Origin of the sequence: Streptomyces sp. NPDC004658, assembly GCF_040609555.1 — a bacterium.
GTDB lineage: Bacteria > Actinomycetota > Actinomycetes > Streptomycetales > Streptomycetaceae > Streptomyces.
In genome coordinates this window covers 110,144-136,952 of sequence record NZ_JBEXKG010000003.1, presented here as the reverse complement: position 1 = coordinate 136,952, position 26,809 = coordinate 110,144, and the positions used below count along the sequence as shown (strand labels likewise).

Here is a 26,809-nt window from a genome sequence, read left to right as displayed (position 1 = left end):
CGCCGATGATCAGCCGTCGGAAAAACCTTCTGGCAACCACACCTGCAACTGACAACGACAGTAGCACGGTGCGATCGGCCTTGCACGGTCGATAATTCCGATCCGCCGGTCGATCGAGGAATACTCGCCGTCCCCTGCACCAATTTCTCATTTCACGGGCACAGATATTGCTCTCCTCGGGCGCGGCCTTCCTGCCGTGCACTTCCGTCCACAGCCCTGTGACCTCGCTCGACGGCATACGTCCCGCTGCCACCGTCGTCAGCGGATGGCACAACGGCGAACGCGCCCGGGACGCCCATGCGGCGACAAAGGTCACATGCCCCTTGAGCATCGTGGGAGGGGGAGACGAGTCGCGTATGCGCACGACTCCCGAAGGCACCGCACGGTTCTCCGCCGCTCGGGCAGCACGACGTACGACCACGACAGCCAGGGCCGGCTCGTCGCCAAGACCCGAAGGCTCCTGAACGGGAAGCGAGGGACCTGGACGTACGCATGGAACGCCGAGGACCGCCTGACGGAGGTCGCCACGCCGGACGGCTGCCGCTGGCGCTACTCCTGCGCTCCCCAGGACCGGCGCATCACCAGGTACCGGGTTGCGCAGGACGGCTCCCGGTCGAGCGCACCGAAACGCGCAGGAGCTGAGGAACCAGCTGGCGCAGACCCGTGTCACCCGTCCCTGGGGGAGCGAGTCCCCGAGCGCCGATCTGGAGAACGGCATCATCCCGGCCACCGGTACCGTCACAGACGACTCCGGCGGACTGTTCGGCGAACTGCTGGTCTGGGTGAGCGACGGCAGACTCTCGGCTCTAGAGTTCTCGTGGTACGGGGACACCGCCCCGACGGAACTCCCGGATCCGGCCGCGTCACCGTGACGGTGCCGTGAGGCGGAGAGGACCGCGGCTTGAAATTCGTCGAGACCCACTGGGACGGCTCGGGATTCTTCCTGGACCCGTCCGCCTACGTGGCCGAGCTTCCTCGCCTGCGAGGCCTACTCCCGCCGGGCGCCTGGGCCTTCGCCTCCGACCCGGGGCACTACGACATTCCCCGCGCCGACCGGTGCGTCAAGGACCTCGAACTGGCCGCTATCCGTCCGGCGACCGACAAGAGCGGACGGCTGGACCTGGACTTCGCGCCCAACGCGTTCAAGCACGACTGCGGCCTGCGCATCAGCTACTCGGGCGTGACGCACTTCTCCATTGACTATGCGCATGCCATCGACTGGATGCTGGTCGACACCGTGCTCCTCGACGAGATCCTCCCCGACGAGGACGGCGGCTGCGTGCACGAGATCGCGCTCACGGACGCGTCGATCACCGTGCGCTGCGAGGACCTGCACGCCGTGTGGGGGGACGCGAGCTGAGGGGGTGACCGGGATCGCCGCCCGCTAAAAGGCCCATGGCCGGCCGGGTCGAGAAGCGGCACCGGGGCTCACGCCCCAGGCCTGCTCGCCCTGACGAGCTCCCTCGGTGAGTGCGAAGGACGGATGATGGACCCCCTGAGAGTCAGGGATGTGCGGGAGTGGACGCAGGCAGCCGGCAACGACGCCGATTACCTCGACTACCTGTCGCAGCAGGCAGGACTGGGTGAGTGGGCTGCATTCTCCCGCGCCTTCATGCCCCGCTTCGTGGAAGTGGAGGGATGCGTCCTGTGGGACCGCGTCTACGAGCCTGGCAACTTCCGCACCTGGCACGAGCGGCTGCAGGGGGACACCACCTCGATCGAGAGCACGCTGAACCGGTTCCGCCTGGCGCTCTACATCGACATCCCGGAGGATCCCGACTCCGAGGCCGCGGCCCATGCCCTGGCCGAGGAGATCGCCCGCTCCTGGCGCAGGTGCCTGCACGACGCCTTCCCGGACCGCTCATTCCAGGTCGTCGCGAGCGAGACGAAGGACGGCCCGGTCGTGAGCTTCACGACGGCCCGCTGACGCAGCGGGAGCACCGCCGCATAGAACTGTGAATGAAGTACGTCGCGGCCGTCTGGGACGACGGGGGTGCGCCGTGGAACCTGGACTTCCATGCGGTGTGGGAGCACACAAGCTGAGAGTTCAGCTTGGTGAACTGTTCTCCCGCGCAGGGCGGGGACGCCAAGACCCGGAAGTCCCGGCGCACCCTCGCGGTCCGCCGTGCCTTCCGCCGGGCGCTCAAGAGCATCGACGGGATCAACCCGGACGAGTGGACGCCGAGGGAGCTGCGGAAGCAGATCCGGCCTGTGATCCAGACCGGCGCCGTGGCCATGGACGGCATCTTCGGCATGCAGGAGCGGCGGTCGTAGGCACGCGGGAAGCGTTAGTCACGCAGATGGACACGCAAAACAGGTCAGGCTCACCTAGGAACGTTCCTAGGTGAGCCTGACCTGGTACTACGGCGTCGGGGTGGCGGGATTTGAACCCACGACCTCTTCGTCCCGAACGAAGCGCGCTGCCAAGCTGCGCTACACCCCGGTGTCGCTGCTTGTCGCGGCGACGACGTTTACTTTAGCCCACCGGTGGCTGTAGACGAAATCCGGTTTAGGCGGGGTGGCGGACCGGGGTCGGGCGGGCGTGGTCGAGGGCCACCAGGAGGACGGCCAGGGCGTAGATGGCGAGGCCGATGAGGAGGGCGTTGGCCAGGGTGCTGCGGTAGCCGTGGGTCGCCACGTCCAGGAAGGGATAGAGGTAGCGGGACGGGCCGGCCGGTGGCAGGAAGGCGGGTCTGGTGAGGGAGAAGACCAGGTAGGCCAGGGGGTAGAGGAGCCAGGTCGCGGTCTGGCGGAGGTGCAGGCGGGCCGCGGGGGTCAGGAGGAGCCAGTCCAGCAGGGCCGCCACCGGGACCAGGAGGTGGAGGACCTGGAGGGCTGCCCACTGGGCGTGCCAGCGCTCCGGTGGGGCCGTCGCTCCCGTCATGGAGAACGGGGGCGTCGTGTGGGCCAGGAGCAGGTGGTAGACCAGCGCCGAGGTCAGGACGTAGAGAAGTGTGGCCCCTGTCACGGCCGACGGCAGCGGGCGACGGGCCCGCCAGGCCCTCGACGCGGACAGGAGCATGACCACGGTCAGCAGGATGCCGGCCTGGACGCTGAAGTAGCTCAGGATGTCGGCCGGGGTGCCCAGCAGGAGTTCCAGCGCGACACCGCCGGCCGCCGCCACGGCGGTCGCCAGGCGGAACATCGCGGCCCGGGGGCGGCGGACGGGGGCCACCACCGCCGTGGCCGGGACCGGAGCGGGCAGCAGCAGGGGCGGGGCCGGGACCGCGGGCAGGTCCGGGATCTCCCTGGGTATCGGGGCGGTCATGCCCTCACGCTAGGAGCGGGGGAGGGGGGCGGCCATGTGGACTCGTCCGTATGGGGGACGGTCCGGATGGGGACGGCCCGGGTGGGGGAGAGTCCGCGCGGGGGGACGATCCGGTGGGGGACAGTCCGCGTGGGGGACAGTCCGCGTAGGGGACGGGTTCCTGTGACGGAAGCCCAGGCCCGGGTGGGGATGGGGCACCTCCTGCCGTTCCGTGCCCCCGCCCCGGGTCCTTGCTCCCCCTACTCCCTCCCCACCAACGTCAGCAGCGTCGCCTCCGGTGGGCAGGCGAAGCGGACCGGGGTGTAGCGGCTGGTGCCGCAGCCCGCGGAGACGTGGAGGTAGGAGGTGTGGCCCTCCGCCGTGTGCGTGGAGAGGCCCTTCACGCGGTCCGTGTCGAGGTCGCAGTTGGTGACCAGGGCGCCGTAGAAGGGGATGCACAGCTGGCCGCCGTGGGTGTGGCCGGCCAGGATCATGGGGTAGCCGTCCGCCGTGAACGCGTCCAGGACCCGCAGGTACGGCGCGTGGACCACGCCGAGCGAGAAGTCGTACGACCCGGAGGGGCCGCCGGCCACCTGGGCGTAGCGGTCCCGTTTGATGTGGGGGTCGTCCAGGCCCGTCAGCTCGATCGAGACGCCCTCGACCTTCAGGACGCCCCGCGTGTTCGTCAGGTTCAGCCAGCCCGCCTCGTCGAAGCCGTCCCGCAGGTCCTGCCACGGGTTGTGGATCGCGCCGACCACCGGGGGGTTGCCGTTCAGGCCGTGCCGGCCGCTCGTCTTCTCCAGCAGGTAGCGGGCGGGGTTGCGGAGCCGGGGGCCGTAGTAGTCGTTGGAGCCGAAGACGTAGGCGCCCGGGAACTCCATCAGCGGGCCCAGGGCGTCCAGGACCTCGGGGACGCCCTCGGGGTCCGACAGGTTGTCGCCCGTGTTGATCACGAAGTCGGGGCGCAGCCCGGCCAGCGACTGGAGCCAGCGCTGCTTCTTGCGCTGCCCGCTGACCATGTGGATGTCGGAGACCTGGAGCACGCGCAGCGGGCGCATGCCCGGGGGCAGGACAGGGACGGTGACCCGTCGGAGGCGGAAGGAACGGGCCTCGAAGCCCGCCGCATAGACCAGGCCGGCGGCGCCGGCCGCCACGATTCCCAGGGGGATTCCGTATCGCGCGCGCATGTGCCCATCGTGTCAGACGCGTTGGCCTGGGAGAGACCGGCCGCCGGGTAAATCGACGGGCATACCGGGCGGTACACCTGCGACAATCGTGGGCATGACCACCACGCTCAAGTCGAAGCTGCACGACGACCTCAACGCCGCGATCAAGGAGCGTGACGAGCTCCGTTCCTCGACCCTCCGGCTGACCCTCGCCGCGATCACCAAGGAGGAGGTCGCGGGGAAGGAGAAGCGTGAGCTCTCCGACGACGAGGTGCTGAAGGTGATCACCCGTGAGGCCAAGAAGCGCCGTGAGGCCGCCGAGGCCTTCGCGCAGGGCGGCCGTGCCGAGCAGGCCGAGCGGGAGAAGGCGGAGGGCGAGGTGCTCGCCGGGTACCTGCCCAAGCAGCTGTCCGACGAGGAGCTGAACGCGATCGTCGCCCAGGCCGTGGAGGAGGCGAAGGCGGCCGGTGCCGAGGGGCCGCGGGCCATGGGCGCCGTGATGAAGATCGTGAACCCGAAGGTGGCCGGCCAGGCCGAGGGCGGCCGGGTCGCCGCCGCGGTGAAGAAGCTGCTCCAGGGCTGAGGAACCGGGGCCACGACAGCGGGGCCGCACCCGTGCGACGGGTGCGGCCCCGCTGTCGTACCTCGTACGGCAGAGCGGCGACGGCGGCTACCTTCGCCCGCCCCCGTTGCCGTTGTGCCCGCCGTTCACCTGGCCCTGGATGAAGTTCCCGGGGAGGGAGATCGTCGGCGTCGGGAACGTGCCGCCGAGGGTGCCGCCGGTCGCGTCACCCGTGGTGCCGTCGGTCGTTCCCCCGTCCGTCGGTCCGCCGATCAGTCCCCCGATCAGCCGTCCCGTCGTGTCCCCGTTGTTGCCGTCCTCCGTCCCCCCGTCGCCTTTTCCCTGATCATCACCCTCGTGGTTGTCGTCGGGGATGTCGATCAGATGGAAGTCCTCCACCGGCTTGTCCTCCAGCGCGCCGCTCATCATGTCGCGCCAGATCGGGCCCGGGACCTCACCGCCGTAGACCTTGTCGTGCGGGACGCCGCCGATGGTGATGTTGGTCATCTTCCGCTTGTGCTGCGGGTCGCCGACCCAGACCGCGCCCGCCATGTTCGGGGTGTAGCCGACGAACCAGGCCGCGAAGCGCTCGTCCGTCGTACCCGTCTTGCCCGCGCTCGGCCGGCTGCCGAGACCGGCCTCCTGACCGGTGCCGTCCTCGACCACGCCCTTGAGGAGGGTGCTGACCGTGTCGGCGGTCTTCTCCGACATCGCCCGCGAGCACGTCGACTTCGGCACCGGCAGGGACTTCTGCTCGCTGCCGACCTTCTTGGTGACCGACTCGATGGCGATCGGGGTGCAGTACATCCCGCGCGACGCGAAGGTGGCGTACGCGTTCGCCATGGTCAGCGGGGTCATCTCCTGGGTGCCGAGGGCGATGGAGGGGGCCTGCTGGATCTTGCGGCCGTCCGCGCGCTGCACGCCCATCTTCTTGGCCATGTCGATGACCGGGCAGATGCCGATGTCGCTGATCAGCTGCACGTAGTAGGTGTTGACCGACTTGGCCGTCGCCTCCTTCATGGCGTACGGGCCGTGCTCGGACTCGTTCTCGTTGGTCAGCTTGGTGGGCTTGTTCGGATCGTCGTGCCAGGTCTTGCCGTCGCACGCGGCGACCGGGCTCGGATACGTCATCTCGTACGGCGACGAGTACTCCTGCGTCGGGGGCTTGCCCCCCTCGATGGCCGCCGCGGCGACGATCGGCTTGAACGTGGAACCGGGCTGGTAGCCGGCGCCGCCGCCCATGTCCCCGTTGACGGACAGGTTGATCGTCGTCTCGTCGTCCTTGATGTTGACGCCGTACGGGCGGGACTGGCCCATGGCGAGGATCTTGCCGGTGCCGGGCTCGACGATGGTCGCGGCGGTCGCCACGGGGTCGCTCTTGTAGACGTGGTCCTTGATGGACGCCTGCGCGGACCGCTGGGCCTGCGGGTCGAGCGTCGTACGGATGGTCAGGCCGCCGCGGTTCCAGAGCCTGGCCCGGTCCTCCTTGGTCTTGCCGAAGACCGGGTCGGTGAGGACGACCTGGCGGACGTAGTCGCAGAAGAAGCCGGCGCCCTTCGCCGCGGTGATGCAGCCGTTCTTGGGGCGGCTGGTGTGCAGGCCGAGCGGCTTCTCCTTGGCCTGGTCGGCCTCCTTCTGGGAGATGTCGCCGAGCTCCGCCATGCGCTGCAGGACGGTGTTGCGCCGCTTGGTGGCCTCCGCCTCGTCGTTCACCGGGTCGTAGCGGCTCGGGGACTGCACGATGCCGGCCAGCAGGGCCGACTCCTGGAGGTTCAGGTCCTTGGCGTGCTTGGAGAAGTAGCGCTGGGAGGCGGCCTCGACGCCGTAGGCCTGCTCGCCGAAGAAGGTGATGTTGAGGTAGTTCTCCAGGATCTTCTTCTTGCCGAGCTTGTCCTCGATCTGGATGGCGTACTTCAGCTCGCGGATCTTGCGGCCCAGAGTCTGCTGGGTGGCCTCGGCGACCTTCGTCGGGTCGTCGCCGGCCTCCTCGATGAAGTAGTTCTTCACCAGTTGCTGGGTGAGCGTGGAGGCGCCCTGGGCGACCCCGCCCTCCTGCGCGTTCTTGTTCAGGGCGCGCAGCACGCCCTTGAGGTCGACGGCGCCGTGCTTGTAGAAGCGCGAGTCCTCGATCGCGACGATCGCCTTCTGCATGTACGGCGAGATGTCCTTGAGGTCGACCACCGTGCGGTCGCGGGAGTAGACGGTCGCGATCTGCTTGCCCTGGGCGTCCAGGATCGTGGTGCGCTGGCTCAGCTGGGGGCTCTTCAGATTGGCCGGAATCTCGTCGAATCCCTTGACCGAGCCCTTGGCCGCGAGGCCCAGCGCGCCGGCAGCGGGCAGTGCGATGCCCGCCATCACGGCTCCGGCGAGCACACTGACACCGAGGAACTTGGCGGCCTGCTGCATGGGCGACAGACCGCCGCCCGGGCGCTTCTTTGGCATGGGGGCAGCCTAATCCGTACTGATGAGCGTTCCTAAGGAGCGACCGCGGCACGGCACGGCAAAGCGGGGGGTCTGCGTTCCCATTCGCCGGACACGCGCACAGGCCTTGGCCTAAGCTGCTCTCAACTGTCACAGCTGAGCGGTCAGGTAGCCAGCCGTCAGGTGGCTATACGTCCGGCGAACCCGAATCGTTCCGGACGTAGCCCGGAATGCCCAGGGGCGAGCCCGTTCCCTGGGGCTGCGAGCCCGATTCCGCCTCCTGTGTCATCCGGCGCCCGATGTGACGTAGCACGACTGCCCCGGTTTGCCGGGGATGTCACGCATGTCGCCAGGTCACTCCCGCGGGTGATCTGCCGCTTACCCATAGTCCGTTCGGGCCATTCAAGATTGGGCCCGCAGGGGGTGTTGCGCTGTCCCCACCTTCCGTAACGTCCTCAACTGGCGGCGGTGAATATGCCGCTGCCGCCGTGGGGGAGCCTCGATTCGGGAGAGGACGGCGCCGGTATGGGCTGGGTAACCGACTGGAGTGCGCAGGCTGCCTGCCGCACTACCGATCCGGATGAACTGTTCGTTCAGGGAGCAGCGCAGAACAGGGCCAAGGCGGTGTGCACCGGATGCCCGGTACGCACGGAGTGCCTGGCGGACGCGCTGGACAACCGCGTCGAGTTCGGCGTGTGGGGAGGCATGACGGAGCGTGAGCGCCGCGCGCTGCTGCGCCGGCGGCCCACCGTGACCTCCTGGCGGAGACTGCTGGAAACCGCCCGCTCGGAGTACGAGCGGGGCGCGGGCATCGTGCCTCTCGACAACGACGAGGTGTACGAGAACTACGCGGCGGTGAGCTGAGGGCATCCCCCTCGGGCACACTCCTGGGGCACATCCCTGGGGCATGGTCCGGCAAGGGGTGCATGACCGGCGGGCACATGAGCCGCGGAACACATGAGCCGCGGAACACATGAGCCGCGGAACACATGACCCACGGGCCCCTGGTCCACGGGCTCCTGGTCCACCGGGCGCATGGTCCGGCGAGGCCGCTTCGGCAGCCGCCCGCCTGCACCTTCCGTGCGTGTGTGCGGAGCCCGGCGCGTGTGACGGCGCGCGAACGCCGTTGCCGTGGCCAGCCGCGCCCTGCGGCCCGCCGCGCGCCTGTGGTCCACCGGGCACCTGCGGCTTGCCGCGCGCCTGTGATTCACAGGGCACCTGTGGCCCGTCGCGCGCCTGTGGTCCGGCCCACCTGTCCTCAGGGCCGCGCGGTCTCGGCCTATGTGTGTTCCGGCCGCCCGGCCGCGAGACGGTCACCGATGTCGCGCAGGCCCGTGAGGTCGTGGACGTCGCCGGGCAGCGCGGGTACCTCGACCACCGCCACCTCGGGGTGACGGGCGGTGAAACGGTCACGCGTGCGCTGCTCGCGCGAGAGCAGCTGCATGCGGTCGGCGTGCAGCCTCAGCAGTCCCGCGGTGAGCCGGTCGACGGAGCGCTCCGTGTCGGCGGGGGAGCCTTCCTCGGAAGCGGTGGCTGCGGTCTCGGCCGCGGGCTGTGCCGCCGCCTCGGCCGCGGGAGTTCGTGAACTGCCGTATGTGTCGGGAGAGTTACGAAGTCCAGCTTTCCCGTCCCCCTGATCGACAATGCGGGGGTCCTCAAGATTTTCCGCGGCGGCGAGCGCCCGCTCGGCCGACAGCCGGCCGGCGCCGCTGCCATGGACCCGGTTGAGCACCAGGCCCATCAGCGGCATGTCCTCCGCGGCCAGCCGCTCCACGAAGTACGCCGCCTCGCGCAGGGCGTCCCGCTCCGGTGCCGCCACCACCAGGAACGCCGTGCCGGGCGCCTGGAGCAGCTTGTAGGTGGCGTCCGCGCGCGTACGGAAGCCTCCGAAGGTGGTGTCCATCGCGGCCACGAACGTCTGTACGTCCTTCAGCAGCTGACCGCCGAGCAGCTTGCCCAGCGTGCCGGTCATCATCGACATGCCGACGTTGAGGAAGGCCATGCCCGCGCGGCCGCCCAGCTTGGCGGGGGCGGTCAGCAGCCGGATGAGCCGGCCGTCCAGGAAGGAGCCGAGCCGCTTGGGGGCGTCCAGGAAGTCCAGCGCCGAGCGGGAGGGCGGGGTGTCGACCACGATCAGGTCCCACTCGTCCCTCGCCCGCAGCTGGCCCAGCTTCTCCATCGCCATGTACTCCTGCGTGCCCGCGAAGCCCGCCGAGAGCGACTGGTAGAAGGGGTTCGCCAGGATCGCGGCGGCCCGCTCCCGATCCGCGTGCGCCTCCACGACCTCGTCGAAGGTGCGCTTCATGTCGAGCATCATGGCGTGCAGCTCGCCGTCGCCCTCCGTGCCCTTCACCCTGCGCGGCACGTTGTCGAGGGAGTCGATGCCCATCGACTGGGCCAGCCGCTTGGCCGGGTCGATGGTCAGGACGACCACCTTGCGGCCCCGCTCGGCCGCCCGGAGCCCGAGGGCCGCCGCGGTCGTCGTCTTGCCGACCCCGCCGGCGCCGCAGCACACCACGATCCGGGTCTTCGGGTCGTCCAGCAGCGGATCGATGTCCAGCACGCGGGCGGGGGAGAGCCGCGAGCGTGCCGCGTCCTGGTGGGGGGCGGCGTCCTGCGCCTCGGCCGGGTCCGGACTCATGACAACCCCTGCTTCCGCAGCTCGGTGGCGAGTTCGTACAGGCCCGCGAGGTCCATGCCCTCGGCGAGCAGCGGCAGTTCGTGCAGCGGCAGGCCCAGCTCGCCGAGGACCGCGCGCTGCTCCTGCTCCAGCGCGTACCGCTCGGCGTACTCCGCGGCCTGCTCCAGCAGCGGGTCCACCAGCTTCTCGGCGTTCCCGCCGCGCCGGGCCCCGCCCAGACCGGCCGCCGAGAGCGCCTGTGCGACCGATGAACGCTCCACCGTCCGTGCGAGTTCCAGGTCGGCCGCGTCCAACACCTCCGGGCGGACCATGTTCACGATGACCCGGCCCACCGGCAGCCGTGCCGCGCGGAGTTCCGCGATGCCGTCGGCGGTCTCCTGGACCGGCATCTCCTCCAGCAGCGTCACCAGGTGCACCGCCGTCTCCGGCGACTTCAGCACCCGCATGACGGCCTGCGCCTGATTGTGTATCGGGCCGATCTTCGCGAGGCCCGCCACCTCGTCGTTGACGTTCAGGAAGCGGGTGATGCGGCCGGTCGGCGGGGCGTCCATGACGACGTAGTCGTACGCGAACCTCCCCGACCTGTCCTTGCGGCGCACCGCCTCGCACGCCTTGCCGGTCAGCAGGACGTCCCTGAGGCCGGGCGCGATCGTGGTGGCGAAGTCGATCGCGCCGAGCTTCTTCAGCGCCCGGCCCGCGCCGCCGAGCTTGTAGAACATCTGGAGATAGTCCAGAAGGGCCAGTTCCGGATCGATGGCGAGGGCATACACCTCGCCGCCGCCCGGAGCGACCGCGATCTTCCGCTCCTCGTACGGAAGTGCCTCCGTCTCGAAGAGCTGCGCGATGCCCTGCCGGCCCTCGACCTCCACGAGAAGCGTCCGCTTCCCCTCGGTCGCGAGGGCCAGCGCGAGTGCGGCGGCGACCGTCGTCTTTCCGGTCCCGCCCTTGCCGCTGACGACCTGGAGCCTGCTCACATCTTCGAGACTAACCAGTCCGGGCGACACTCACGCGGGAGGCTGTGGACAACGGGGGCCGTGGTGGGCCGCCGGACCCTCCGGTCGCAGCGGCTACAGTCGCCCTCATGACCAAGAAGTGGGAATACCAGACCGTGCCGCTGCTGATCCACGCCACCAAGCAGATCCTGGACAGCTGGGGCGACCAGGGCTACGAACTCGTCCAGGTCGTGCCCGGCCCGAACCCGGAGTCGCTCGTGGCCTACCTGAAGCGGGAGAAGCCGGAGACGGAGGCGTGAGCGCGGTCGAGGCCAAGCTGGCCGAACTGGGGCTGACCCTGCCGGAGGTCGTACCGCCGCTGGCCGCCTACCAGCCGGCCGTGCAGTCGGGGGTGTACGTCTACACCGCCGGCCAGCTGCCGATGGTGGAGGGCAAGCTGCCGGTCACCGGCAAGGTGGGCGCCGAGGTCACGGCGGAGGAGGCCAAGGAGCTGGCCCGCACCTGCGCGCTGAACGCGCTCGCCGCCGTGAAGTCCGTCACCGGCGACCTGGACCGCATCGCGCGCGTGGTGAAGGTCGTCGGCTTCGTCGCCTCGGCGGCCGACTTCACCGGGCAGCCCGGTGTCGTCAACGGCGCCAGCGAACTGCTCGGCGAGGTGCTCGGCGACAAGGGCGTGCACGCCCGCAGCGCGGTCGGCGTCGCGGTGCTGCCGCTGGACGCGCCGGTCGAGGTGGAGATCCAGGTCGAGCTGGACCGGTAGCCCGCCCCGGCAGGCCCGCTGACCTCGGGTCCCTCTCGAACATTCGCCCTACACGGGATAGCCTCCGGCCATGGCGAACGGTCAGTGGTACCCCCCGGAGTGGCCCGACCGCATCCGCGCGCTCGCGGACGGCAGGCTCACCCCGGTGACCCCGAGGCGCGCGGCCACGGTGCTGCTCCTGAAGGACACCCCGGACGGGCCGGTCGTCCACATGCTGCGCAGACGCGCCTCCATGGCCTTCGCCGGAGGCGCGTACGCCTATCCCGGGGGCGGTGTCGACCCACGGGACGACGACCGCCAGATCCGCTGGGCGGGCCCCACGCGCGCGTGGTGGGCCGAACGGCTCGGCGTCGACGCGGCGGGCGCCCAGGCGATCGTCTGCGCGGCCGTGCGGGAGACGTACGAGGAGGCCGGCGTGCTGCTGGCCGGGCCCGACCCGGACTCGGTCGTCGGCGACACCACCGGCGACGACTGGGAGGCCGACCGGGCCGCCCTGGTCGCGCGCGAGCTGTCCTTCGCCGAGTTCCTCGACCGGCGCGGCCTGGTGCTGCGCTCGGACCTGCTGGGCGCCTGGACCCGGTGGATCACCCCCGAGTTCGAGGCCCGCCGCTACGACACCTGGTTCTTCGTGGCCGCCCTCCCCGAAGGGCAGCGCACCCGCAACGCCTCCACGGAGGCCGACCGCACGGTGTGGATCCGCCCCGAGGAGGCCGCCGCCGGCTACGACAAGGGCGAGCTGCTGATGATGCCGCCCACCGTCGCCACCCTCCGCCAGCTGCTCCCGTACCGCACCGCCGCCGAGGCACTGGCCGCCGCCCCCGCGCGCGACATGACCCCGGTGCTCGCCAGGGCCCGCCTCCAGGACGGAGAGATCGTCCTCTCCTGGCCCGGGCACGACGAGTTCACCAAGCACGTCCCGACCGCCGCGACGCCCCCTGAGACGACCGCTGAGCCGACCGCACCGGCGTCGGCTGAGACGACCGCTGACACGACCGGTGGAGGCCCCGCATGACCGACGCAGCAGCCCTGCCGGGCCAGCCCCGGGGCCAAGTGGTCTCGGGCCCGGCCACCGAACGGGCCGTCAACGTGCTGGCCCCGAACGCCTCCGTGATGACCCTGGACGGCACCAACACCTGGATCGTCGCCGAACCCGACTCCGACCTGGCCGTGGTGATCGACCCCGGGCCGCTGGACGACGGTCATCTGCGCAACGTCGTGGACACGGCCGAGAAGGCCGGCAAGCGCATAGCCCTGACCCTGCTCACCCACGGCCATCCCGACCACGCCGAGGGCGCAGCCCGCTTCGCCGAACTGACCGCCACGCGCGTGCGTGCCCTCGATCCGGCCCTGCGGCTCGGCGACGAGGGCCTGGCCGCCGGAGACGTCGTCACCGTCGGAGGCCTGGAGCTGAGGGTCGTACCGACCCCCGGGCACACCGCGGACTCGCTGTCCTTCCATCTCCCGGCCGACCGGGCGGTGCTCACCGGCGACACCGTCCTCGGGCGCGGTACGACGGTCGTGGCGCACCCCGACGGCCGGCTCGGTGACTACCTGGACTCCCTGCGGCGGCTGAGGTCCCTGACGGTGGACGACGGCGTGCACACCGTCCTGCCGGGTCACGGGCCGGTCCTCGACGACGCCCAGGGCGCCGTCGAGTTCTACCTCGCCCACCGCGCCCACCGGCTGGCCCAGGTGGAGACCGCGGTGGAGAACGGCTACCGGACCCCGGCCCAGGTCGTCGCCCACGTGTACGCCGACGTCGACCGCTCGCTGTGGCCGGCGGCGGAACTGTCGGTCCGGGCCCAGCTGGACTACCTCAGCGAGCACGGGCTGATCTAGTCCGGCCGCGGGGCCTTCACGCCGTGCACGCGCGCGTACTCCGCCGCGAGCCAGGGGCCCAGGTCGTCGACGTACGAGCGCAGGACGTCCGGGTCGCCGACCGGCTCGTAGCCGTACTCGGCCGCCGCGCGCAGCTGTGCGGCCCGCTGCGGGTAGTACGCGCCGAACACCTCGGCCATCTCGCGCAGATCGCTGGTCCAGCCCTGCCAGCGGGGCATGACGAGCGTGAAGCCGGTGCGGACGAGGTGCCGGGACATGAAGCGGACGAGCGGCCGGCGGGCCTCCTCGGTGTCCTCCGCCCCCGCGATCCGCTCCCGCCAGCGCGGCAGCCACCGGGCGAGGTCGCCGTTGGTCTCGCGGGCCAGCAGGGAACCGGGGCGGTAGCGGGGCAGGTGCGCGGCGAGGTCGTCGCCCAGCAGCGGGGTGCACAGGCAGGCGACGAACCAGCCCATGTCGTACCGCTCCAGGTCGCTCAGCAGCCGCTCGCGGCCGTAGAGCAGCGTGCCGACGCCGTCGATCTGCGGGAACTCCCGGTCGACCGCCTCCCCGAGGGCGCGTACGGCGTCCCGGTCGGCGTCGGTCGGCTCCTCGCGCAGGGCGAGCAGGAGGTCCAGGTCGCTGCGCCCCACGCGCGCGGTGCCGCGCGGGATCGACCCGTAGAGGTAGGCGCTGTGCAGGCGGGCGCCGAAGACGGCCGGCAGCCGGTCGCGGACGGCGGCCACGACCGGGCGGAAGGCGGGCCCCACGCGCGCGAGGGAGCCCTCGCGGACGAAGTGGCCCCGGGCGTCGACGCCCCTGGGGGTGGGAAGGACGGTCACGGACCCACTGTGCCGTCCGCTCACGCCCTGGTCAGCCGAGTTTCACTGCCGGGACCCGCGTCAGCGCGACCGCTTCGCCAGCCTCTCGACGTCCAGCAGGATCACGGCCCGCGCCTCCAGGCGGAGCCAGCCGCGCTGGGCGAAGTCCGCCAGCGCCTTGTTCACGGTCTCGCGGGAGGCGCCGACCAGCTGGGCCAGCTCCTCCTGGGTGAGGTCGTGGACGACGTGGATGCCCTCCTCGGACTGCACGCCGAAGCGGCGGGAGAGGTCCAGCAGGGCGCGCGCCACGCGGCCGGGAACGTCGGAGAAGACCAGGTCGGACATGGCGTCGTTGGTCTTGCGCAGACGGCGGGCGACGGCGCGCAGCAGGGCGCCGGCGACCTCGGGCCGGGCGTTCAGCCAGGGCTGGAGGTCGCCGTGGCCGAGACCGAGCAGCTTGACCTCGGTCAGCGCGGTCGCGGTGGCCGTACGGGGGCCCGGGTCGAACAGCGACAGCTCGCCGATCAGCTCGCCGGGGCCGACGACGGCGAGCATGTTCTCGCGGCCGTCGGGGGAGGTCCGGTGCAGCTTGACCTTGCCCTCGGTGACGACGTACAGCCGGTCCCCGGGGTCACCCTCGTGGAACAGGGAGTCGCCGCGTGCGAGGGTCACCTCACTCATGGAGGCGCGAAGCTCCGCGGCCTGCTCGTCGTCGAGAGCCGCGAAGAGCGGGTTGCGCCGCAGAACGTCGTCCACTGAGTTCTCTCCTTGTCGACCTGCTCAGAGGATCTTGCTCCCCCGAGTGCCAGGGGACCGTGTTCCCCATTTTGCCGGACGGTCCAAACAGTGTGATCTGTCACAAGGATGCCGCACAGGTGTCCCGGGGTAAGCGCCAGGGGTCCGATCGGGGGCCGCTCAGCGGGCTCCGGGGCGGATGTCCGTGCCGGGCTTTAGGCTGGCCGGGTGTCCAAATCGCCGGTGAGAGCACAGGGCAAGGGGGCTGGGCGGGTGGTTGCACGGCATGATTCCGCTGTGGGCGAACAGGATCCCGGTGGAAGTAATAAAACAGGCAAATCGGCTAAAAAGGCTGCCGCCTCCGTGAAGCGCACCTCCGGCGCGGGGAAGGCGCCGGCCGCCACCGAGGCGACGGACGCGGAGAGGGTGCCGGACGCGAACGAGACGCCTTCGGGAGAGACGGCGCCGACCGCGCAGAAGACGCCCGCCGCGAAGAAGGCGCCTGCCGTGAAGAGGACGCCCGCCGCGAAGAAGGCAACCGCGGTCGAGAAGACGCCCGCCGCGAAGAAGACCCCCGCCGCGAAGAAGACCCCCGCAGCCAAGAAGACACCCGTCGCGAAGAAGACCGCGGCCGTCGAGAAGGCCCCCGCGGCCAAGAAGGCCCCCGCGGCCAAGAAGGCCCCCGCGGCCAAGAAGGCCCCCGCGGCCAAGAAGACCCCGGCCATGAAGAAGGCCGCCGTCGTGAAGAGGGCCGTGTCCGTCGAGAAGCCCGCCAAGAAGGCCGCCCCCGTCAAGAAGATCGCCGTCGCGTCCCCGTCCGGCGAGTCCCCCACCGCCCTGGTCCGCCGCGCCCGCCGGATCAACCGCGAGCTGGCCGAGGTGTACCCGTACGCCCACCCGGAGCTGGATTTCGAGAACCCCTTCCAGATGCTCGTCGCCACCGTGCTGTCGGCCCAGACCACCGATCTGCGCGTCAACCAGACCACCCCCGGGCTCTTCGCCAAGTACCCGACCCCCGAGGACCTCGCCGCCGCCAACCCGGAGGAGGTCGAGGAGATCCTGCGCCCCTGCGGCTTCTTCCGGGCCAAGACCAAGTCGGTCATAGGGCTCTCCAAGGCGCTCGTCGAGAACTTCGGCGGCGAGGTGCCCGGCACGCTGGAGGAACTGGTCACGCTGCCCGGCGTGGGCCGCAAGACCGCGTTCGTCGTCCTCGGCAACGCCTTCGGCCGGCCGGGGATCACCGTGGACACCCACTTCCAGCGGCTGGTCCGGCGCTGGCGGTGGACCGACGAGACCGACCCCGACAAGATCGAGGCCGCCGTCGGCGCGCTCTTCCCGAAGAGCGACTGGACCGACCTGTCCCACCACGTGATCTGGCACGGCCGCCGTATCTGCCACGCCCGCAAGCCCGCCTGCGGCGCCTGCCCGATCGCCCCGCTCTGCCCGGCCTACGGCGAGGGCGAGACCGACCCGGAGAAGGCGAAGAAGCTGCTGAAGTACGAGAAGGGCGGCTTCCCCGGGCAGCGGCTGAAGCCCCCGCAGGCCTACCTCGACGCGGGCGGCACCCCGGCGCCGCCGCTGGGGGCCGCGTGACGGAACGATCTCGGGGCCTCGGGTCGTTGGAGAGGGCAGAGCGACGGGGGTGGCGATGACGAGGGCAAGCGACACAGAGGGCGGTCCGGTGGCGCTCAGCAGGGAAGGGCTTCCGGACTGGCTGGAGCCCGTCGTGCGCGCAGCCGAGACGATCCAGCCGCTCCAGCTGAGCCGCTTCCTGCCGCCGGAGAACGGCTCGGGGCGGCAGTCGGCCGTGCTGATCCTGTTCGGCGAGGGGGAGCGCGGCCCGGAGCTGCTGCTCATGGAGCGCGCGGGCTCGCTGCGCTCCCACGCCGGGCAGCCGTCGTTCCCGGGCGGCGCGCTGGATCCGGAGGACGGCGATCCGCAGGGCGAGGGCCCCCTGCGGGCCGCGCTGCGCGAGGCCGAGGAGGAGACCGGGCTCGACCCCTCCGGCGTGCAGCTCTTCGGCGTGCTGCCGAGGCTGTACATCCCGGTCAGCGGCTTCGTCGTCACGCCCGTGCTGGGCTGGTGGCGCAAGCCCAGCCCGGTCGGTGTCGTCGACCCGAACGAGACCGCGCGGGTCTTCACCGTCCCCGTGGCCGATCTCACGGACCCCGCTCACCGCGCCACCGCCGTCCACCCCCGTGGCCACAGCGGCCCGGCATTCCTGGTCGAATCGGCCCTGGTGTGGGGGTTCACCGCCGGAGTGATCGACCGCCTGCTCCACTTCGCGGGCTGGGAGCGCCCCTGGGACCGCAGCAAGCAGGTCCCGCTCGACTGGCACGCATGACAGGGTGATCCCGTGAACGTGCTGGACATCCTGCTGCTGGTCGCGGCCGTGTGGTTCGCGGTGGTGGGCTACCGCCAGGGCTTCGTCGTCGGCATCCTGTCGGTGATCGGATTCCTGGGCGGCGGCCTGGTCGCCGTGTACGCGCTGCCCGTCATCTGGGACGCCGTGACCGGCAAGGCGGAGGTCAGCACCACCGCCGCCGTCGTGGCCGTGGTCGTCGTGATCGTCTGTGCCTCCGTGGGCCAGGCCCTGACCACCCATCTCGGCAACAAGCTGCGCCGGCACATCACCTGGTCCCCGGCGCGCGCCCTGGACGCCACCGGCGGCGCCCTGGTCAACGTCGTCGCGATGCTCCTGGTCGCCTGGCTGATCGGCTCCGCCCTGGCCGGTACGACGCTGCCGACGCTCGGCAGGGAGGTCCGCGGCTCCAAGGTGCTCCTCGGGGTCTCCCGGGCGCTGCCCGCGCAGGCCGACACCTGGTTCGCGGACTTCTCCTCCGTGCTCGCGCAGAACGGCTTCCCGCAGGTCTTCAGCCCCTTCTCCAACGAGCCGATCAAGGACGTGCAGCCGCCCGACCCGGCCCTGGAGAGCAGCCCGGTCGCCTTCCGCGCCCAGCGCTCCATCGTCAAGGTCACCGGGACCGCCCAGAGCTGCGGCAAGGTCCTGGAGGGCAGCGGGTTCGTCTTCGCCGACCGCCGGGTGATGACCAACGCGCACGTCGTCGGCGGGGTCGACGCGCCGCGCGTGCAGATAGGCGGAGAGGGCCGCAGGTACGACGCGAGGGTCGTGCTGTACGACTGGAAGCGCGACATCGCCGTACTCGACGTACCCGACCTCAAGGCGACCGCCCTGCGGTTCACCTCGCAGGACGCGACCGGGGGTGACGGCGCGATCGTCGCGGGCTTCCCCGAGAACGGGTCGTACGACGTGCGTGCCGCGCGGGTGCGCGGGCGCATCACCGCGAACGGCCCCGACATCTACCACCGCGGCACGGTCCGCCGCGACGTCTACTCCCTGTACGCCACCGTCCGCCAGGGCAACTCCGGCGGCCCGCTGCTCACTCCGGACGGCAAGGTGTACGGCGTGGTGTTCGCCAAGTCCCTCGACGACGCGGACACCGGCTACGCCCTGACGGCGGACGAGATCCAGGCCGACATCCAGCGGGGGCGTACGGCGAACGAGCAGGTGGGTACGGACAGCTGCGCCCTGTAGGGCCGCGGCGCGTTCAGCCCCGCGGGTGACGCAGGCGCACCGAGACCCAGCGGGCCCGGCGGCGCAGGATGCGTGGGATCCCCACCCGCAGGTCCGCTTCCGCGAGTTGCGGGGTGCCTCGCTGAGGCGTGCTCAGGCCCGTGGCCGAGCGGCGGTTGCGGGGTGCGTCACTGTAGTCGTGCGTCCAGCCCATACCCCGACGTGTGCCCCCGCCCCAAGGTCGATAACCGCCTGCGCGCCCCCCAATTGGCCTATGCGGCAGGCATGTGGCCGTTCGGGGGACAACTGTTCAGGAAATCGGATACTCCACGCATCGGACCTTCACCCCACGGTCACCGAACGGGCGCCCGACACCTCACCGGTCGGGTTCGGGGTCCTTGAGCCAGTTGATCAGTTCGGTGGAGAACGCCGCCGGGTCCTCCTCGTGCGGGAAGTGGCCGAGCCCGTCGAACAGCCGCCAGCGGTACGGCGCTTCGACGTACTCGCCCGAACCGGCCGCGCTGCGCGTCCGGGTGACCGGGTCCAGCGAGCCGTGCAGATGCAGCGTCGGCACCCGCACCGGCCGCTTCATCCGGCGGTAGAACTGCACACCGTCCGGCCGGGCCAGCGAACGCACCAGCCAGCGGTACGGCTCGATCGCGCAGTGCGCGGTGGACGGGATGCACATGGCCCGCTGGTACGTCTCCACGGCCGCGTCCTCCGGCGGCCGCGGCCCGGACCAGTCGCGGATCAGCCGGCCCGTCAGCGCGCCCTCGTCCGCGGTGAGTTGGCGCTCGGGGATCCAGGGCCGCTGGAACCCCCAGATGTAGGAGTTGGCGGCCGTCTGCCGGGCGTCCCGCAGCATCGCCGCGCGCCAGCGCCGCGGATGCGGCATGGACGCCACGGCCAGGCGCCGCACGAGTTTGGGCCGCATGGCCGCCGCCGTCCACGCCAGATAGCCGCCGAGGTCGTGGCCGACCAGCGCGGCGTCCGGCTCACCCAGCGAGCGGATCACCCCGGTGACGTCCAGCGCGAGGTTGGCCGGGTCGTACCCGCGGGGCGTGCGGTCGCTGCCGCCGACGCCCCGCAGATCCATCGCCACCGCCCGGTAGCCCGCGTCGGCGAGCGCGGTCAGCTGGTGCCGCCACGTCCACCAGAACTGCGGGAAGCCGTGCAGGAGCAGGACCAGCGGGCCGTCACCGAGTTCGGCGATGTGGAAGCGCGCGCCGTTCGCGGCGACGTCCCTGTGGCTCCAGGGACCTTCGATCCGTACGGCCGAGGGAGCGGCGGGGTCCGTCATGACGACGAGCGTGCCACAGCCTCGATCGCCGCGGGAGCGCGGTCCTCGGGCAGCTCCGGACGCGGGTGCGGCTTGGCGTTCTGCAGGACGCCCGCCGACTGCTTCATCGAGGCCGCCACCTTCTGCGGGCCCTGGCCCTTCTTGGCCTTCTTCGCGAACACCGTGCCGATGAGGGCGAGGAGGCCGGCGACCAGCACGTTGGCCGCGAAGGACAGCACGAAGCAGATCGCCAGGTTCCAGTGGCTCCAGGTGCGGATGCCGTAGGCCAGGGCGAAGTTGAGCATCGGCAGGGAGAACACCAGTACCGCGCCCGCCAAGGAGAAGGCGCCGCCGCTCACCGCGCCGCGCTTCACGTCCTGTTTGAGCTGGGCCTTGGCCAGCGCGATCTCGTCGTGCACCAGCGCCGACAATTCGGTCGTCGCCGAGGCGAACAGCTGGCCGATGCTGCGTTCGGCGCCGACCGGGCTGCCGTCGGGTGCGCTCATCGCGTTCTCCCTCAGAGGTCTCTCGTGGGTCTTACGTACCGTCTTGCGTACCGTCTTGATTTGTACCGTCTCGTCAGATCATGCCGGACGGCCGTCCTCCTCGCCTGCCCCGCCCGGTACTTCCCGAAGCCCGTGGCGCGCTTCGGCGGCGAGCCGGCGGTGTTCGGCGGCCTTGCGCTCGTGGATCTCGGCCATCCGGAGGTGGTACGCCGGGTCGTCCTGCTCGTAGACGTCCGGGACGCCGTCGCGGTCCTCGTCGCGCTCCTCCTCCTCGCACAGCCTGCGGTACCTGGCGTTGCGCAGCTTCAGCAGCACCGTGGCGCACGCCGCGGCGATCAGCGACCCGGTGAGGACGGCCGCCTTCACCTCGTCGGTCAGGACGGTGTCGCCCTCGAAGGCCAGCTCGCCGATGAGCAGCGAGACCGTGAAGCCGATCCCGGCGAGCGACGCCACCGCGAAGACGTCGGCCCACGCCAGTTCCTCGCTGAGCCGTGCGCGGGTGAAGCGGACGGTCAGCCAGGTGCCGCCGAAGATGCCGGCCGTCTTGCCCACGACCAGACCGAGCACCACACCGAGCGTCTCGGGCCTTGTGAACACGTCCCCGAGCGCCCCGCCGGATATCGGCACACCGGCGCTGAACAGCGCGAACAGCGGTACGGCGAGCCCTGCGGACAGGGGCCGCACCAGATGCTCGACACGCTCGGCCGGCGAGCGCTCCTCACCCTCCCGGGTGGTGCAGCGCAGCATCAGGCCCATCGCCACGCCGGCGATGGTGGCGTGCACGCCGCTGTTGTACATCAGCGCCCAGACGACGACGCCGAGCGGCACGTACACGTACCAGCCGCGTACGCCCTTGCGCAGCAGCAGCCAGAAGAGCGCGAGGCCGACGGCGGCCCCGCCGAGGGCGGCGAAGTTCAGCCGGCCGGTGAAGAAGACCGCGATGATCAGGATGGCGAAGAGGTCGTCGACGACCGCGAGGGTGAGCAGGAAGGCGCGCAGGGCGCTGGGCAGCGAGGTGCCGATGACCGCGAGGACGGCGAGCGCGAAGGCGATGTCGGTGGCGGTGGGCACCGCCCAGCCCTGCGGGGAGCCGTGCCCGGCGACGGCGGTGAGGGTGTAGACGAGTGCCGGTACGGCCATCCCGCACAGCGCCGCCGCCACGGGCAGCACGGCCGCCCTGGGGTCGCGCAGATCGCCGGCGACCAGCTCGCGCTTGAGCTCGATGCCGGCGACGAAGAAGAACACGGCGAGCAGGCCGTCGGCGGCCCAGTGGGCGACGGAGAGGTTCAGGCCGAGGGCTTCGGGGCCGGCGTGGAAGTGGCTGACGGTCTCGTAGCTGTGGTGGATGCCCGGCACGTTCGCCCAGATGAGCGCGGCCACGGCGGCGAGGAGCAGCAGGACACCGCCGACGGTCTCGGTGCGCAGCGCGTCCGCGACGAAGGACCGCTCGGGCAGCGACAGGCGGCCGAGGGCCTTGCGGGGGCGGGTGCGGGGCGCGGTCACGGGAGACCTCCGGGGCAGGCGGGACTCACATGCCGACCAGACTTCCCGGCGCATCTGGCGTGCCGCTTCCCACGGCACTTTGTTTAGTTTATCTAAGGTGCCGCGCGTCCGGGTCCTGTGATCCTCACCGTAGCCACCCGGGGGGCACCCGGCACGTTCGCCGGCCGGGTGCCCCCCGGGGTGCCGCTCACTCCTCCCGGTCCGCTCAGTCCTCGCTGGGCGCCGCGGGCAGCTTTGCCTGGATGAGGTCCATGACGGTGGAGTCCGTCAGCGTGGTCACGTCACCGAGCTGGCGGTTCTCGGCGACGTCCCGCAGCAGGCGGCGCATGATCTTGCCGGAGCGGGTCTTCGGCAGCTCCGCCACCGGCAGGATCCGCTTGGGCTTGGCGATCGGGCCGAGCGTGGCGCCGACGTGGTCGCGCAGCTCGCCGATGAGCGTCTCGTTCTCCGAGGCCGTGCCGCGCAGGATGACGAACGCGACGATGGCCTGGCCGGTGGTCTCGTCGGCGGCACCGACGACGGCGGCCTCGGCGACCGACGGGTGCGAGACGAGCGCCGACTCCACCTCGGTGGTGGAGATGTTGTGCCCGGAGACGAGCATCACGTCGTCCACCCGGCCCAGCAGCCAGATGTCCCCGTCGTCGTCCTTCTTCGCGCCGTCACCGGCGAAGTACTTGCCCTCGAAGCGGGACCAGTAGGTGTCGAGGAACCGCTGGTCGTCGCCCCAGATGGTGCGCAGCATCGACGGCCACGGCTCGGTCAGCACCAGGTAGCCACCGCCGCCGTCGGGCACCTCGTTCGCCTCGTCGTCGACGACGGTCGCGCTGATGCCGGGCAGCGGGCGCTGCGCCGAACCGGGCTTGGCCTCGGTGACGCCGGGCAGCGGCGAGATCATCATGGCGCCGGTCTCGGTCTGCCACCAGGTGTCCACGACCGGTGTCCGGTCGGCGCCGATGTGCTTGCGGTACCAGATCCACGCCTCGGGGTTGATGGGCTCGCCCACCGAGCCGAGGACGCGCAGGGAGGACAGGTCGAACTTGGCGGGGATGTCGTCGCCCCACTTCATGAACGTCCGGATCGCGGTCGGCGCCGTGTAGAGGATCGTGACCTTGTACTTCTGCACGATCTCCCAGAACCGGCCCTGGTGCGGGGTGTCCGGCGTGCCCTCGTACATCACCTGCGTCGCGCCGTTGGCCAGCGGGCCGTACACGATGTACGAATGCCCGGTCACCCAGCCGACGTCGGCCGTGCACCAGTACACGTCCGTCTCCGGCTTCAGGTCGAAGACCGCCCAGTGGGTGTAGGCCGTCTGGGTGAGGTAGCCGCCGGAGGTGTGCAGGATGCCCTTCGGCTTCCCGGTCGTGCCGGAGGTGTAGAGGATGAACAGCGGGTGCTCGGCCTCGAACGCCTCCGGGGTGTGCTCGGCCGACTGGCGCCCGACGAGGTCGTCCCACCACACGTCCCGGCCCTCGGTCCAGGCCACCTCCTGGCCGGTGCGGCGGACCACGAGCACGTGCTCGACGTTGTCCACCTTGCCGATCGCCTCGTCCACCGCCGGCTTGAGCGCGGACGGCTTGCCGCGCCGGTAGCCGCCGTCGGCCGTGATGATCACCTTGGCGTCCGCGTCCTTGATCCGGGTCGCGAGCGCGTCCGCCGAGAAGCCGCCGAAGACGACCGAGTGCGCGGCGCCGATCCGGGCCGAGGCCAGCATCGCGATCGCGGTCTCCGGGATCATCGGCATGTAGATGGCGACGCGGTCGCCCTTGCGCACGCCCAGCTCGAGCAGGGCGTTGGCGGCCTTGGAGACCTCGTCCTTCAGCTCCGCGTAGGTGATCGCGCGGCTGTCGCCGGGCTCCCCCTCGAAGTGGATGGCGACGCGGTCCCCGTGCCCGGCCTCCACATGCCGGTCCACACAGTTGTAGGCGACGTTCAGCTCGCCGTCCTTGAACCACTTCGCGAACGGAGGGTTCGACCAGTCCAGCGTCTCGGTCGGTTCCTTGGCCCAGGTCAGCCGGCGGGCCTGCTCGGCCCAGAAGCCGAGCCTGTCAGCCTTGGCCTGTTCATACGCCTCCGCGGTGACGTTGGCGTGCGCGGCCAGGTCGGCGGGGGGCGCGAACCTGCGTTCTTCCTTGAGCAGGTTGGCCAGGCTCTCGTTGCTCACGACATCTCCCTTTCGAAGGGTGTCCGTTGTGTCCCAGGCCACAGCTCATCAGACGCGGGGGTCCGATGACAAGGGTCGACGGAAAAATTGGTTTAGACCTGTCCGTGGCTCGTGACCGGCACCGCTTCCTCAGCCTCCTCACCTCCGCCGATGCCTCCCGCGACGTCCTCGAACACCGTTCCCTCATCCGTCCCCGCGAGCAGATAGGCCTGGGCCTCGCCCACGTGGAAATACATGCCGTGCAGTTCCAGTGCCCCCTCGGCCAGCGCCCGGGCCACCGAGGCGTGCTCCCTCAGATGAGCCAGCTGCTGGACGACGTTCGCCAGGCACAGCAACTCCACCGTGTCCGCGGGCTCCCGGCCGGCCAGCCGGGGCCGCTCGGGGTGATCGCCGGCCGTCCGCGCCAGGCTCGGCAGCCCGTGCCGCAGCCACCGCTGGAGCGGGGTGCTGTCCCCCTGGCCGGCCCCCGTGGTCAGCAGCGCCTGCATCGCCCCGCACCCGGAGTGCCCGCACACGGTGATGGAACGCACCCCGAGCACGTCCACCGCGTACTCGATGGCCGCGGCCACCGAGTCGTCGCCGTGCTCCTCGCCCGGCGGCGGCACCAGGTTGCCGACGTTGCGGACGACGAACAGGTCACCGGGACCGCTTGCGGTGATCATCGATGTGACGAGCCGGGAGTCGGCGCAGGTCAGGAAGAGCTGGGAGGGCCGCTGGCCCTCCCGGGCGAGCCGCGCCAGCTCCTCCCGCACCAGCGGCGCGGTGTTCCGCTGGAACGAGCTGATGCCACGGGCCAGCTCCCGGCCGGCCCCCGGCCCTTCCGGAACGGCCGGGGCCGCGGCGAAGCAGGCCTGGTGGTTGCGCCAGGGGGTCCAGGGGCCGCACCGGCACTCGGTGGCCGGGGTCTGCTCGGCGGTCCGGATCCCGTCGCGCCGGCCCGCGAGCTCGGCCGTGCCTCCCCGTGCGATGTGGGAGCTGCGCCAGTCCTGCAGCGACTCGTACGCCGCGTGGTCCATGAACGAACCGTCCAACTCCACGACGGCGTGGGCGCCTTGGGGTACGAGATGCAGGGTTCGGCTGAGCCGGGGCACCGCGAGGAACGTCAGCTGGCCTCGGACGCGTACGTGATGGACTCCTTCCTTCTCGTGGTGGGTGATGCGGGTGCGGGCGAGGCGGTGCAGGGCGACGGCGACCGCCACGGCGACCCCGAGGAACACGCCTTGCAGGACGCCGAGGAACACCACGCCGAGTGTGGTCGCGGCGTAGACCGGCACTTCGCGGTGGCGCGTCACCGTGCGGATGTGGTGCAGGGACACCATCTGGATGCCGACGGCCATCACCAGGGCGGCGAGGGAGGCGAGCGGGATCTCCTCCAGGACGGGGACCATCAGCAGCGCGGCGACTACTACGAGAACGCCGTGCACCATCGTGGAGTTCCGGCTGACGGCACCTGAATTCACGTTCGCGGTACTGCGCACCGCCACCCCCGCGATCGGCAGCCCGCCGAGGGCTCCGGAGACGATATTGGCGGCGCCCTGGCCGAGCAGCTCCCGGTCCAGGTCGGAGCGGCCGACGCGGGACTGCGGGCCGGTGCGGGCGGCGACCAGCTTGTCCACGGCCACCGCGCCGAGCAGCGACTGCACGCTGCACACCAGGGTGGTGGTGAGCACCGCGGCCACCAGGCCGAGCGCCGGGCCCTCGGGCAGTCCGGCCAGGGCGTGGCTGTGCCAGGACGGCAGCTCGACCCGGGGGAGGCTCAGGCCCGTGAGGGCGGCGGTGGCGGCGGCTCCGGTGACGGCGACGAGGGCGGCCGGCACCTTGCGCAGCAGCCGGCCGGCACGGCCGGGCAGGCGGGGCCAGGCCAGCAGCAGGGCCAGGGTGAGCACGCTCATCGACACGGCGGCCGGATCGAGGCCGGCCAACTGGGCGGGCAGCGCTCGCAGATTGGCGAGGACGGAGCTGTCCGGGCTGCCGCCGAGGACGATGTGCAGCTGGGCCACGGCGATGGTGATGCCGATGCCGGCCAGCATGCCGTGCACCACGGCCGGACTGACCGCGAGCGCGCCGCGCGCCACCCGCAGGCAGCCGAGCCCGAGTTGGGCGAGGCCGGCCAGGACGGTGATGCCGCAGGTGACCCGCCAGCCGTAACGGTGGATCAGGTCGGCGGTGACCACCGTCAGTCCGGCGGCGGGTCCGCTGACCTGGAGGGGGCAGCCGCCCAGCCGTCCGACGACGATTCCGCCGACCGCGGCGGCGACGAGGCCGGCCTGGAGCGGGGCGCCGGTGGCCAGGGCGATACCGAGGGAGAGCGGCAGGGCGATCAGGAAGACCGCGACGGCCGCGGACAGGTCGGCGCCCGCGACGGGGAAGCGGCGGCGGGTCGGTACGGGGTTGTGCGGCGGTTGGGGGTGCGGGGTGTGAGGGGGTGCGCAGGCGGACATGTTCCCGTCTCCTCCGGGGCGGCGCGGTCGCGGACTGGGTGGGGCCCGCGGCGATGGGCGGGCTCGGTCGCGGCCGTGGGTCACGGCGTACAGCGGCGGGATGGATCAATGATCGGTAAAAGAACCGTAATCCCAAGTAAAGCCAAAGCATAGCTTTATGGGGCAAATGGGGTGGAAGATCGCCCGCTGGAGTGAAGTGAGCATTTGATCGGCTTGTCGTACTAATTCCTTCTCGCTCTCGTGCGACCTTGACGGCGCTGCCG

The 26,809-nt window shown here is 71.2% G+C and carries 25 protein-coding genes, 1 tRNA gene and 2 pseudogenes; 14 read left to right on the top strand and 14 right to left on the bottom strand.

The genetic code is table 11. From position 1 onward, the window contains the following. Positions 1-265: 265 nt before the first annotated feature. From ABZV94_RS02960 to ABZV94_RS02940, 5 genes and pseudogenes are all read left to right on the top strand, one after another. Positions 266-571: pseudogene (locus ABZV94_RS02960) on the top strand (hypothetical protein); the annotation flags it as partial. 22 nt (positions 572-593) lie between these two features. Next, positions 594-872 (top strand): hypothetical protein, encoded by a 279-nt coding sequence (locus ABZV94_RS02955; protein WP_356336559.1) that lies wholly within the window; start codon positions 594-596, stop codon positions 870-872. 29 nt (positions 873-901) lie between these two features. Beyond that, on the top strand, positions 902-1,360 hold the full coding sequence (locus ABZV94_RS02950; RefSeq protein WP_356336511.1) for a hypothetical protein: 459 nt from the start codon (positions 902-904) through the stop codon (positions 1,358-1,360). 126 nt (positions 1,361-1,486) lie between these two features. Then, entirely contained in the window at positions 1,487-1,927 is a 441-nt protein-coding gene (locus ABZV94_RS02945; protein WP_356336509.1) for a hypothetical protein, read from the top strand. 146 nt (positions 1,928-2,073) lie between these two features. Continuing rightward, positions 2,074-2,274: pseudogene (locus tag ABZV94_RS02940) on the top strand (site-specific integrase); the annotation flags it as partial. A gap of 95 nt (positions 2,275-2,369) precedes the next feature. Here the strand turns inward: ABZV94_RS02940 and ABZV94_RS02935 are convergent. From ABZV94_RS02935 to ABZV94_RS02925, 3 genes are all read right to left on the bottom strand, one after another. Beyond that, positions 2,370-2,443, bottom strand: a tRNA-Pro gene (locus ABZV94_RS02935). 66 nt (positions 2,444-2,509) lie between these two features. Beyond that, positions 2,510-3,268, bottom strand: coding sequence for a Pr6Pr family membrane protein (locus tag ABZV94_RS02930; RefSeq protein WP_356336507.1), 759 nt, complete (start codon positions 3,266-3,268; stop codon positions 2,510-2,512). Between the two features lie 239 nt (positions 3,269-3,507). Then, the gene (locus ABZV94_RS02925; protein ID WP_356336505.1) at positions 3,508-4,434 is read right to left on the bottom strand and encodes a metallophosphoesterase; all 927 of its coding nucleotides are present in this window, start codon (positions 4,432-4,434) and stop codon (positions 3,508-3,510) included. A 94-nt stretch (positions 4,435-4,528) separates the two neighbouring features. Between ABZV94_RS02925 and ABZV94_RS02920 the strand changes: the two genes are divergently transcribed. Beyond that, the gene (locus tag ABZV94_RS02920; protein ID WP_356336503.1) at positions 4,529-4,996 is read left to right on the top strand and encodes a GatB/YqeY domain-containing protein; all 468 of its coding nucleotides are present in this window, start codon (positions 4,529-4,531) and stop codon (positions 4,994-4,996) included. Positions 4,997-5,083: 87 nt separating this feature from the next. Here ABZV94_RS02920 and ABZV94_RS02915 read toward each other — a convergent pair whose 3' ends face one another. Continuing rightward, positions 5,084-7,417, bottom strand: coding sequence for a transglycosylase domain-containing protein (locus ABZV94_RS02915; protein ID WP_356336501.1), 2,334 nt, complete (start codon positions 7,415-7,417; stop codon positions 5,084-5,086). A 504-nt stretch (positions 7,418-7,921) separates the two neighbouring features. Here ABZV94_RS02915 and wblA point away from each other — a divergent pair. After that, on the top strand, positions 7,922-8,260 hold the full coding sequence (gene wblA / locus ABZV94_RS02910; RefSeq protein ID WP_018547931.1) for a transcriptional regulator WblA: 339 nt from the start codon (positions 7,922-7,924) through the stop codon (positions 8,258-8,260). Between the two features lie 415 nt (positions 8,261-8,675). Here the strand turns inward: wblA and ABZV94_RS02905 are convergent, their stop codons facing one another. Together ABZV94_RS02905 and ABZV94_RS02900 are read right to left on the bottom strand one after the other, a co-directional pair. After that, entirely contained in the window at positions 8,676-10,037 is a 1,362-nt protein-coding gene (locus tag ABZV94_RS02905) for an ArsA family ATPase (protein WP_356336499.1), read from the bottom strand. Continuing rightward, positions 10,034-11,011: an ArsA-related P-loop ATPase gene (locus ABZV94_RS02900; protein WP_356336497.1), complete on the bottom strand. Its 978-nt coding sequence runs from the start codon at positions 11,009-11,011 to the stop codon at positions 10,034-10,036. Before ABZV94_RS02900 ends, ABZV94_RS02905 begins: the two co-directional genes overlap by 4 nt. 107 nt (positions 11,012-11,118) lie before the next feature. Between ABZV94_RS02900 and ABZV94_RS02895 the strand changes: the two genes are divergently transcribed. The 4 genes from ABZV94_RS02895 (at position 11,119) to ABZV94_RS02880 (ending at position 13,589) form a co-directional block, all read left to right on the top strand. Then, entirely contained in the window at positions 11,119-11,289 is a 171-nt protein-coding gene (locus ABZV94_RS02895; RefSeq protein ID WP_356336495.1) for a hypothetical protein, read from the top strand. Continuing rightward, positions 11,286-11,750, top strand: a complete 465-nt coding sequence (locus ABZV94_RS02890; RefSeq protein ID WP_356336493.1) for a RidA family protein — start codon at positions 11,286-11,288, stop codon at positions 11,748-11,750. Before ABZV94_RS02895 ends, ABZV94_RS02890 begins: the two co-directional genes overlap by 4 nt. A gap of 70 nt (positions 11,751-11,820) precedes the next feature. Further along, positions 11,821-12,762 carry an NUDIX hydrolase gene (locus ABZV94_RS02885; RefSeq protein WP_356336490.1) on the top strand — a complete coding sequence of 314 codons (942 nt, stop codon included), beginning with the start codon at positions 11,821-11,823 and terminating at the stop codon, positions 12,760-12,762. Then, complete coding sequence (locus ABZV94_RS02880) at positions 12,759-13,589, top strand: MBL fold metallo-hydrolase (protein ID WP_356336488.1); 831 nt, start codon at positions 12,759-12,761, stop codon at positions 13,587-13,589. Before ABZV94_RS02885 ends, ABZV94_RS02880 begins: the two co-directional genes overlap by 4 nt. Here the strand turns inward: ABZV94_RS02880 and ABZV94_RS02875 are convergent. Both ABZV94_RS02875 and ABZV94_RS02870 read right to left on the bottom strand, forming a co-directional pair. After that, the gene (locus tag ABZV94_RS02875) at positions 13,586-14,407 is read right to left on the bottom strand and encodes a nucleotidyltransferase domain-containing protein (RefSeq protein WP_356336486.1); all 822 of its coding nucleotides are present in this window, start codon (positions 14,405-14,407) and stop codon (positions 13,586-13,588) included. The genes ABZV94_RS02880 and ABZV94_RS02875 overlap by 4 nt on opposite strands. A 60-nt stretch (positions 14,408-14,467) precedes the next feature. Next, on the bottom strand, positions 14,468-15,142 hold the full coding sequence (locus tag ABZV94_RS02870; protein WP_014674022.1) for a Crp/Fnr family transcriptional regulator: 675 nt from the start codon (positions 15,140-15,142) through the stop codon (positions 14,468-14,470). Positions 15,143-15,628: 486 nt separating this feature from the next. On the opposite strand from ABZV94_RS02870, the gene nth reads away from it, so the two are divergent. From nth to ABZV94_RS02855, 3 genes are read left to right on the top strand one after another with little or no spacing between them, the layout of a single operon-like run. After that, positions 15,629-16,714 carry an endonuclease III gene (nth, locus tag ABZV94_RS02865; RefSeq protein WP_356336552.1) on the top strand — a complete coding sequence of 362 codons (1,086 nt, stop codon included), beginning with the start codon at positions 15,629-15,631 and terminating at the stop codon, positions 16,712-16,714. Positions 16,715-16,769: 55 nt separating this feature from the next. Further along, complete coding sequence (locus ABZV94_RS02860) at positions 16,770-17,465, top strand: CoA pyrophosphatase (protein ID WP_356336484.1); 696 nt, start codon at positions 16,770-16,772, stop codon at positions 17,463-17,465. Between the two features lie 12 nt (positions 17,466-17,477). Further along, positions 17,478-18,677: a MarP family serine protease gene (locus ABZV94_RS02855; protein WP_356336482.1), complete on the top strand. Its 1,200-nt coding sequence runs from the start codon at positions 17,478-17,480 to the stop codon at positions 18,675-18,677. A 13-nt stretch (positions 18,678-18,690) separates the two neighbouring features. Here the strand turns inward: ABZV94_RS02855 and ABZV94_RS02850 are convergent, their stop codons facing one another. The 6 genes from ABZV94_RS02850 to ABZV94_RS02825 all read right to left on the bottom strand — a co-directional run bounded on the left by ABZV94_RS02850 (position 18,691) and on the right by ABZV94_RS02825 (position 26,546). Next, positions 18,691-18,870: a hypothetical protein gene (locus ABZV94_RS02850; RefSeq protein ID WP_078629584.1), complete on the bottom strand. Its 180-nt coding sequence runs from the start codon at positions 18,868-18,870 to the stop codon at positions 18,691-18,693. 162 nt (positions 18,871-19,032) lie between these two features. Next, positions 19,033-19,956, bottom strand: a complete 924-nt coding sequence (locus ABZV94_RS02845; RefSeq protein ID WP_356336479.1) for an alpha/beta hydrolase — start codon at positions 19,954-19,956, stop codon at positions 19,033-19,035. Continuing rightward, positions 19,953-20,441: a phage holin family protein gene (locus ABZV94_RS02840; protein WP_356336477.1), complete on the bottom strand. Its 489-nt coding sequence runs from the start codon at positions 20,439-20,441 to the stop codon at positions 19,953-19,955. The genes ABZV94_RS02845 and ABZV94_RS02840 overlap by 4 nt, the downstream gene beginning before the upstream one ends. A 78-nt stretch (positions 20,442-20,519) precedes the next feature. Further along, entirely contained in the window at positions 20,520-21,944 is a 1,425-nt protein-coding gene (gene nhaA, locus ABZV94_RS02835) for a Na+/H+ antiporter NhaA (RefSeq protein WP_356336475.1), read from the bottom strand. A gap of 205 nt (positions 21,945-22,149) precedes the next feature. Next, on the bottom strand, positions 22,150-24,105 hold the full coding sequence (acs, locus tag ABZV94_RS02830; RefSeq protein ID WP_356336473.1) for an acetate--CoA ligase: 1,956 nt from the start codon (positions 24,103-24,105) through the stop codon (positions 22,150-22,152). A gap of 92 nt (positions 24,106-24,197) precedes the next feature. Then, positions 24,198-26,546, bottom strand: a complete 2,349-nt coding sequence (locus ABZV94_RS02825; RefSeq protein ID WP_356336471.1) for a SulP family inorganic anion transporter — start codon at positions 26,544-26,546, stop codon at positions 24,198-24,200. Positions 26,547-26,809 lie beyond the last annotated feature (263 nt).

What these genes read in the sequence shown, in the direction of transcription:
- ABZV94_RS02945 (WP_356336509.1), top strand. Translation starts at nt 1,487, where the DNA reads ATGGACCCCCTGAGAGTCAGGGATGTGCGGGAGTGGACGCAGGCAGCC.
- ABZV94_RS02930 (WP_356336507.1), bottom strand. Translation starts at nt 3,268, where the DNA reads ATGACCGCCCCGATACCCAGGGAGATCCCGGACCTGCCCGCGGTCCCG.
- ABZV94_RS02925 (WP_356336505.1), bottom strand. Translation starts at nt 4,434, where the DNA reads ATGCGCGCGCGATACGGAATCCCCCTGGGAATCGTGGCGGCCGGCGCC.
- ABZV94_RS02920 (WP_356336503.1), top strand. Translation starts at nt 4,529, where the DNA reads ATGACCACCACGCTCAAGTCGAAGCTGCACGACGACCTCAACGCCGCG.
- ABZV94_RS02915 (WP_356336501.1), bottom strand. Translation starts at nt 7,417, where the DNA reads ATGCCAAAGAAGCGCCCGGGCGGCGGTCTGTCGCCCATGCAGCAGGCC.
- wblA (WP_018547931.1), top strand. Translation starts at nt 7,922, where the DNA reads ATGGGCTGGGTAACCGACTGGAGTGCGCAGGCTGCCTGCCGCACTACC.
- ABZV94_RS02905 (WP_356336499.1), bottom strand. Translation starts at nt 10,037, where the DNA reads ATGAGTCCGGACCCGGCCGAGGCGCAGGACGCCGCCCCCCACCAGGAC.
- ABZV94_RS02895 (WP_356336495.1), top strand. Translation starts at nt 11,119, where the DNA reads ATGACCAAGAAGTGGGAATACCAGACCGTGCCGCTGCTGATCCACGCC.
- ABZV94_RS02885 (WP_356336490.1), top strand. Translation starts at nt 11,821, where the DNA reads ATGGCGAACGGTCAGTGGTACCCCCCGGAGTGGCCCGACCGCATCCGC.
- ABZV94_RS02880 (WP_356336488.1), top strand. Translation starts at nt 12,759, where the DNA reads ATGACCGACGCAGCAGCCCTGCCGGGCCAGCCCCGGGGCCAAGTGGTC.
- ABZV94_RS02860 (WP_356336484.1), top strand. Translation starts at nt 16,770, where the DNA reads ATGACGAGGGCAAGCGACACAGAGGGCGGTCCGGTGGCGCTCAGCAGG.
- ABZV94_RS02850 (WP_078629584.1), bottom strand. Translation starts at nt 18,870, where the DNA reads ATGGGCTGGACGCACGACTACAGTGACGCACCCCGCAACCGCCGCTCG.
- ABZV94_RS02845 (WP_356336479.1), bottom strand. Translation starts at nt 19,956, where the DNA reads ATGACGGACCCCGCCGCTCCCTCGGCCGTACGGATCGAAGGTCCCTGG.
- ABZV94_RS02840 (WP_356336477.1), bottom strand. Translation starts at nt 20,441, where the DNA reads ATGAGCGCACCCGACGGCAGCCCGGTCGGCGCCGAACGCAGCATCGGC.
- ABZV94_RS02825 (WP_356336471.1), bottom strand. Translation starts at nt 26,546, where the DNA reads ATGTCCGCCTGCGCACCCCCTCACACCCCGCACCCCCAACCGCCGCAC.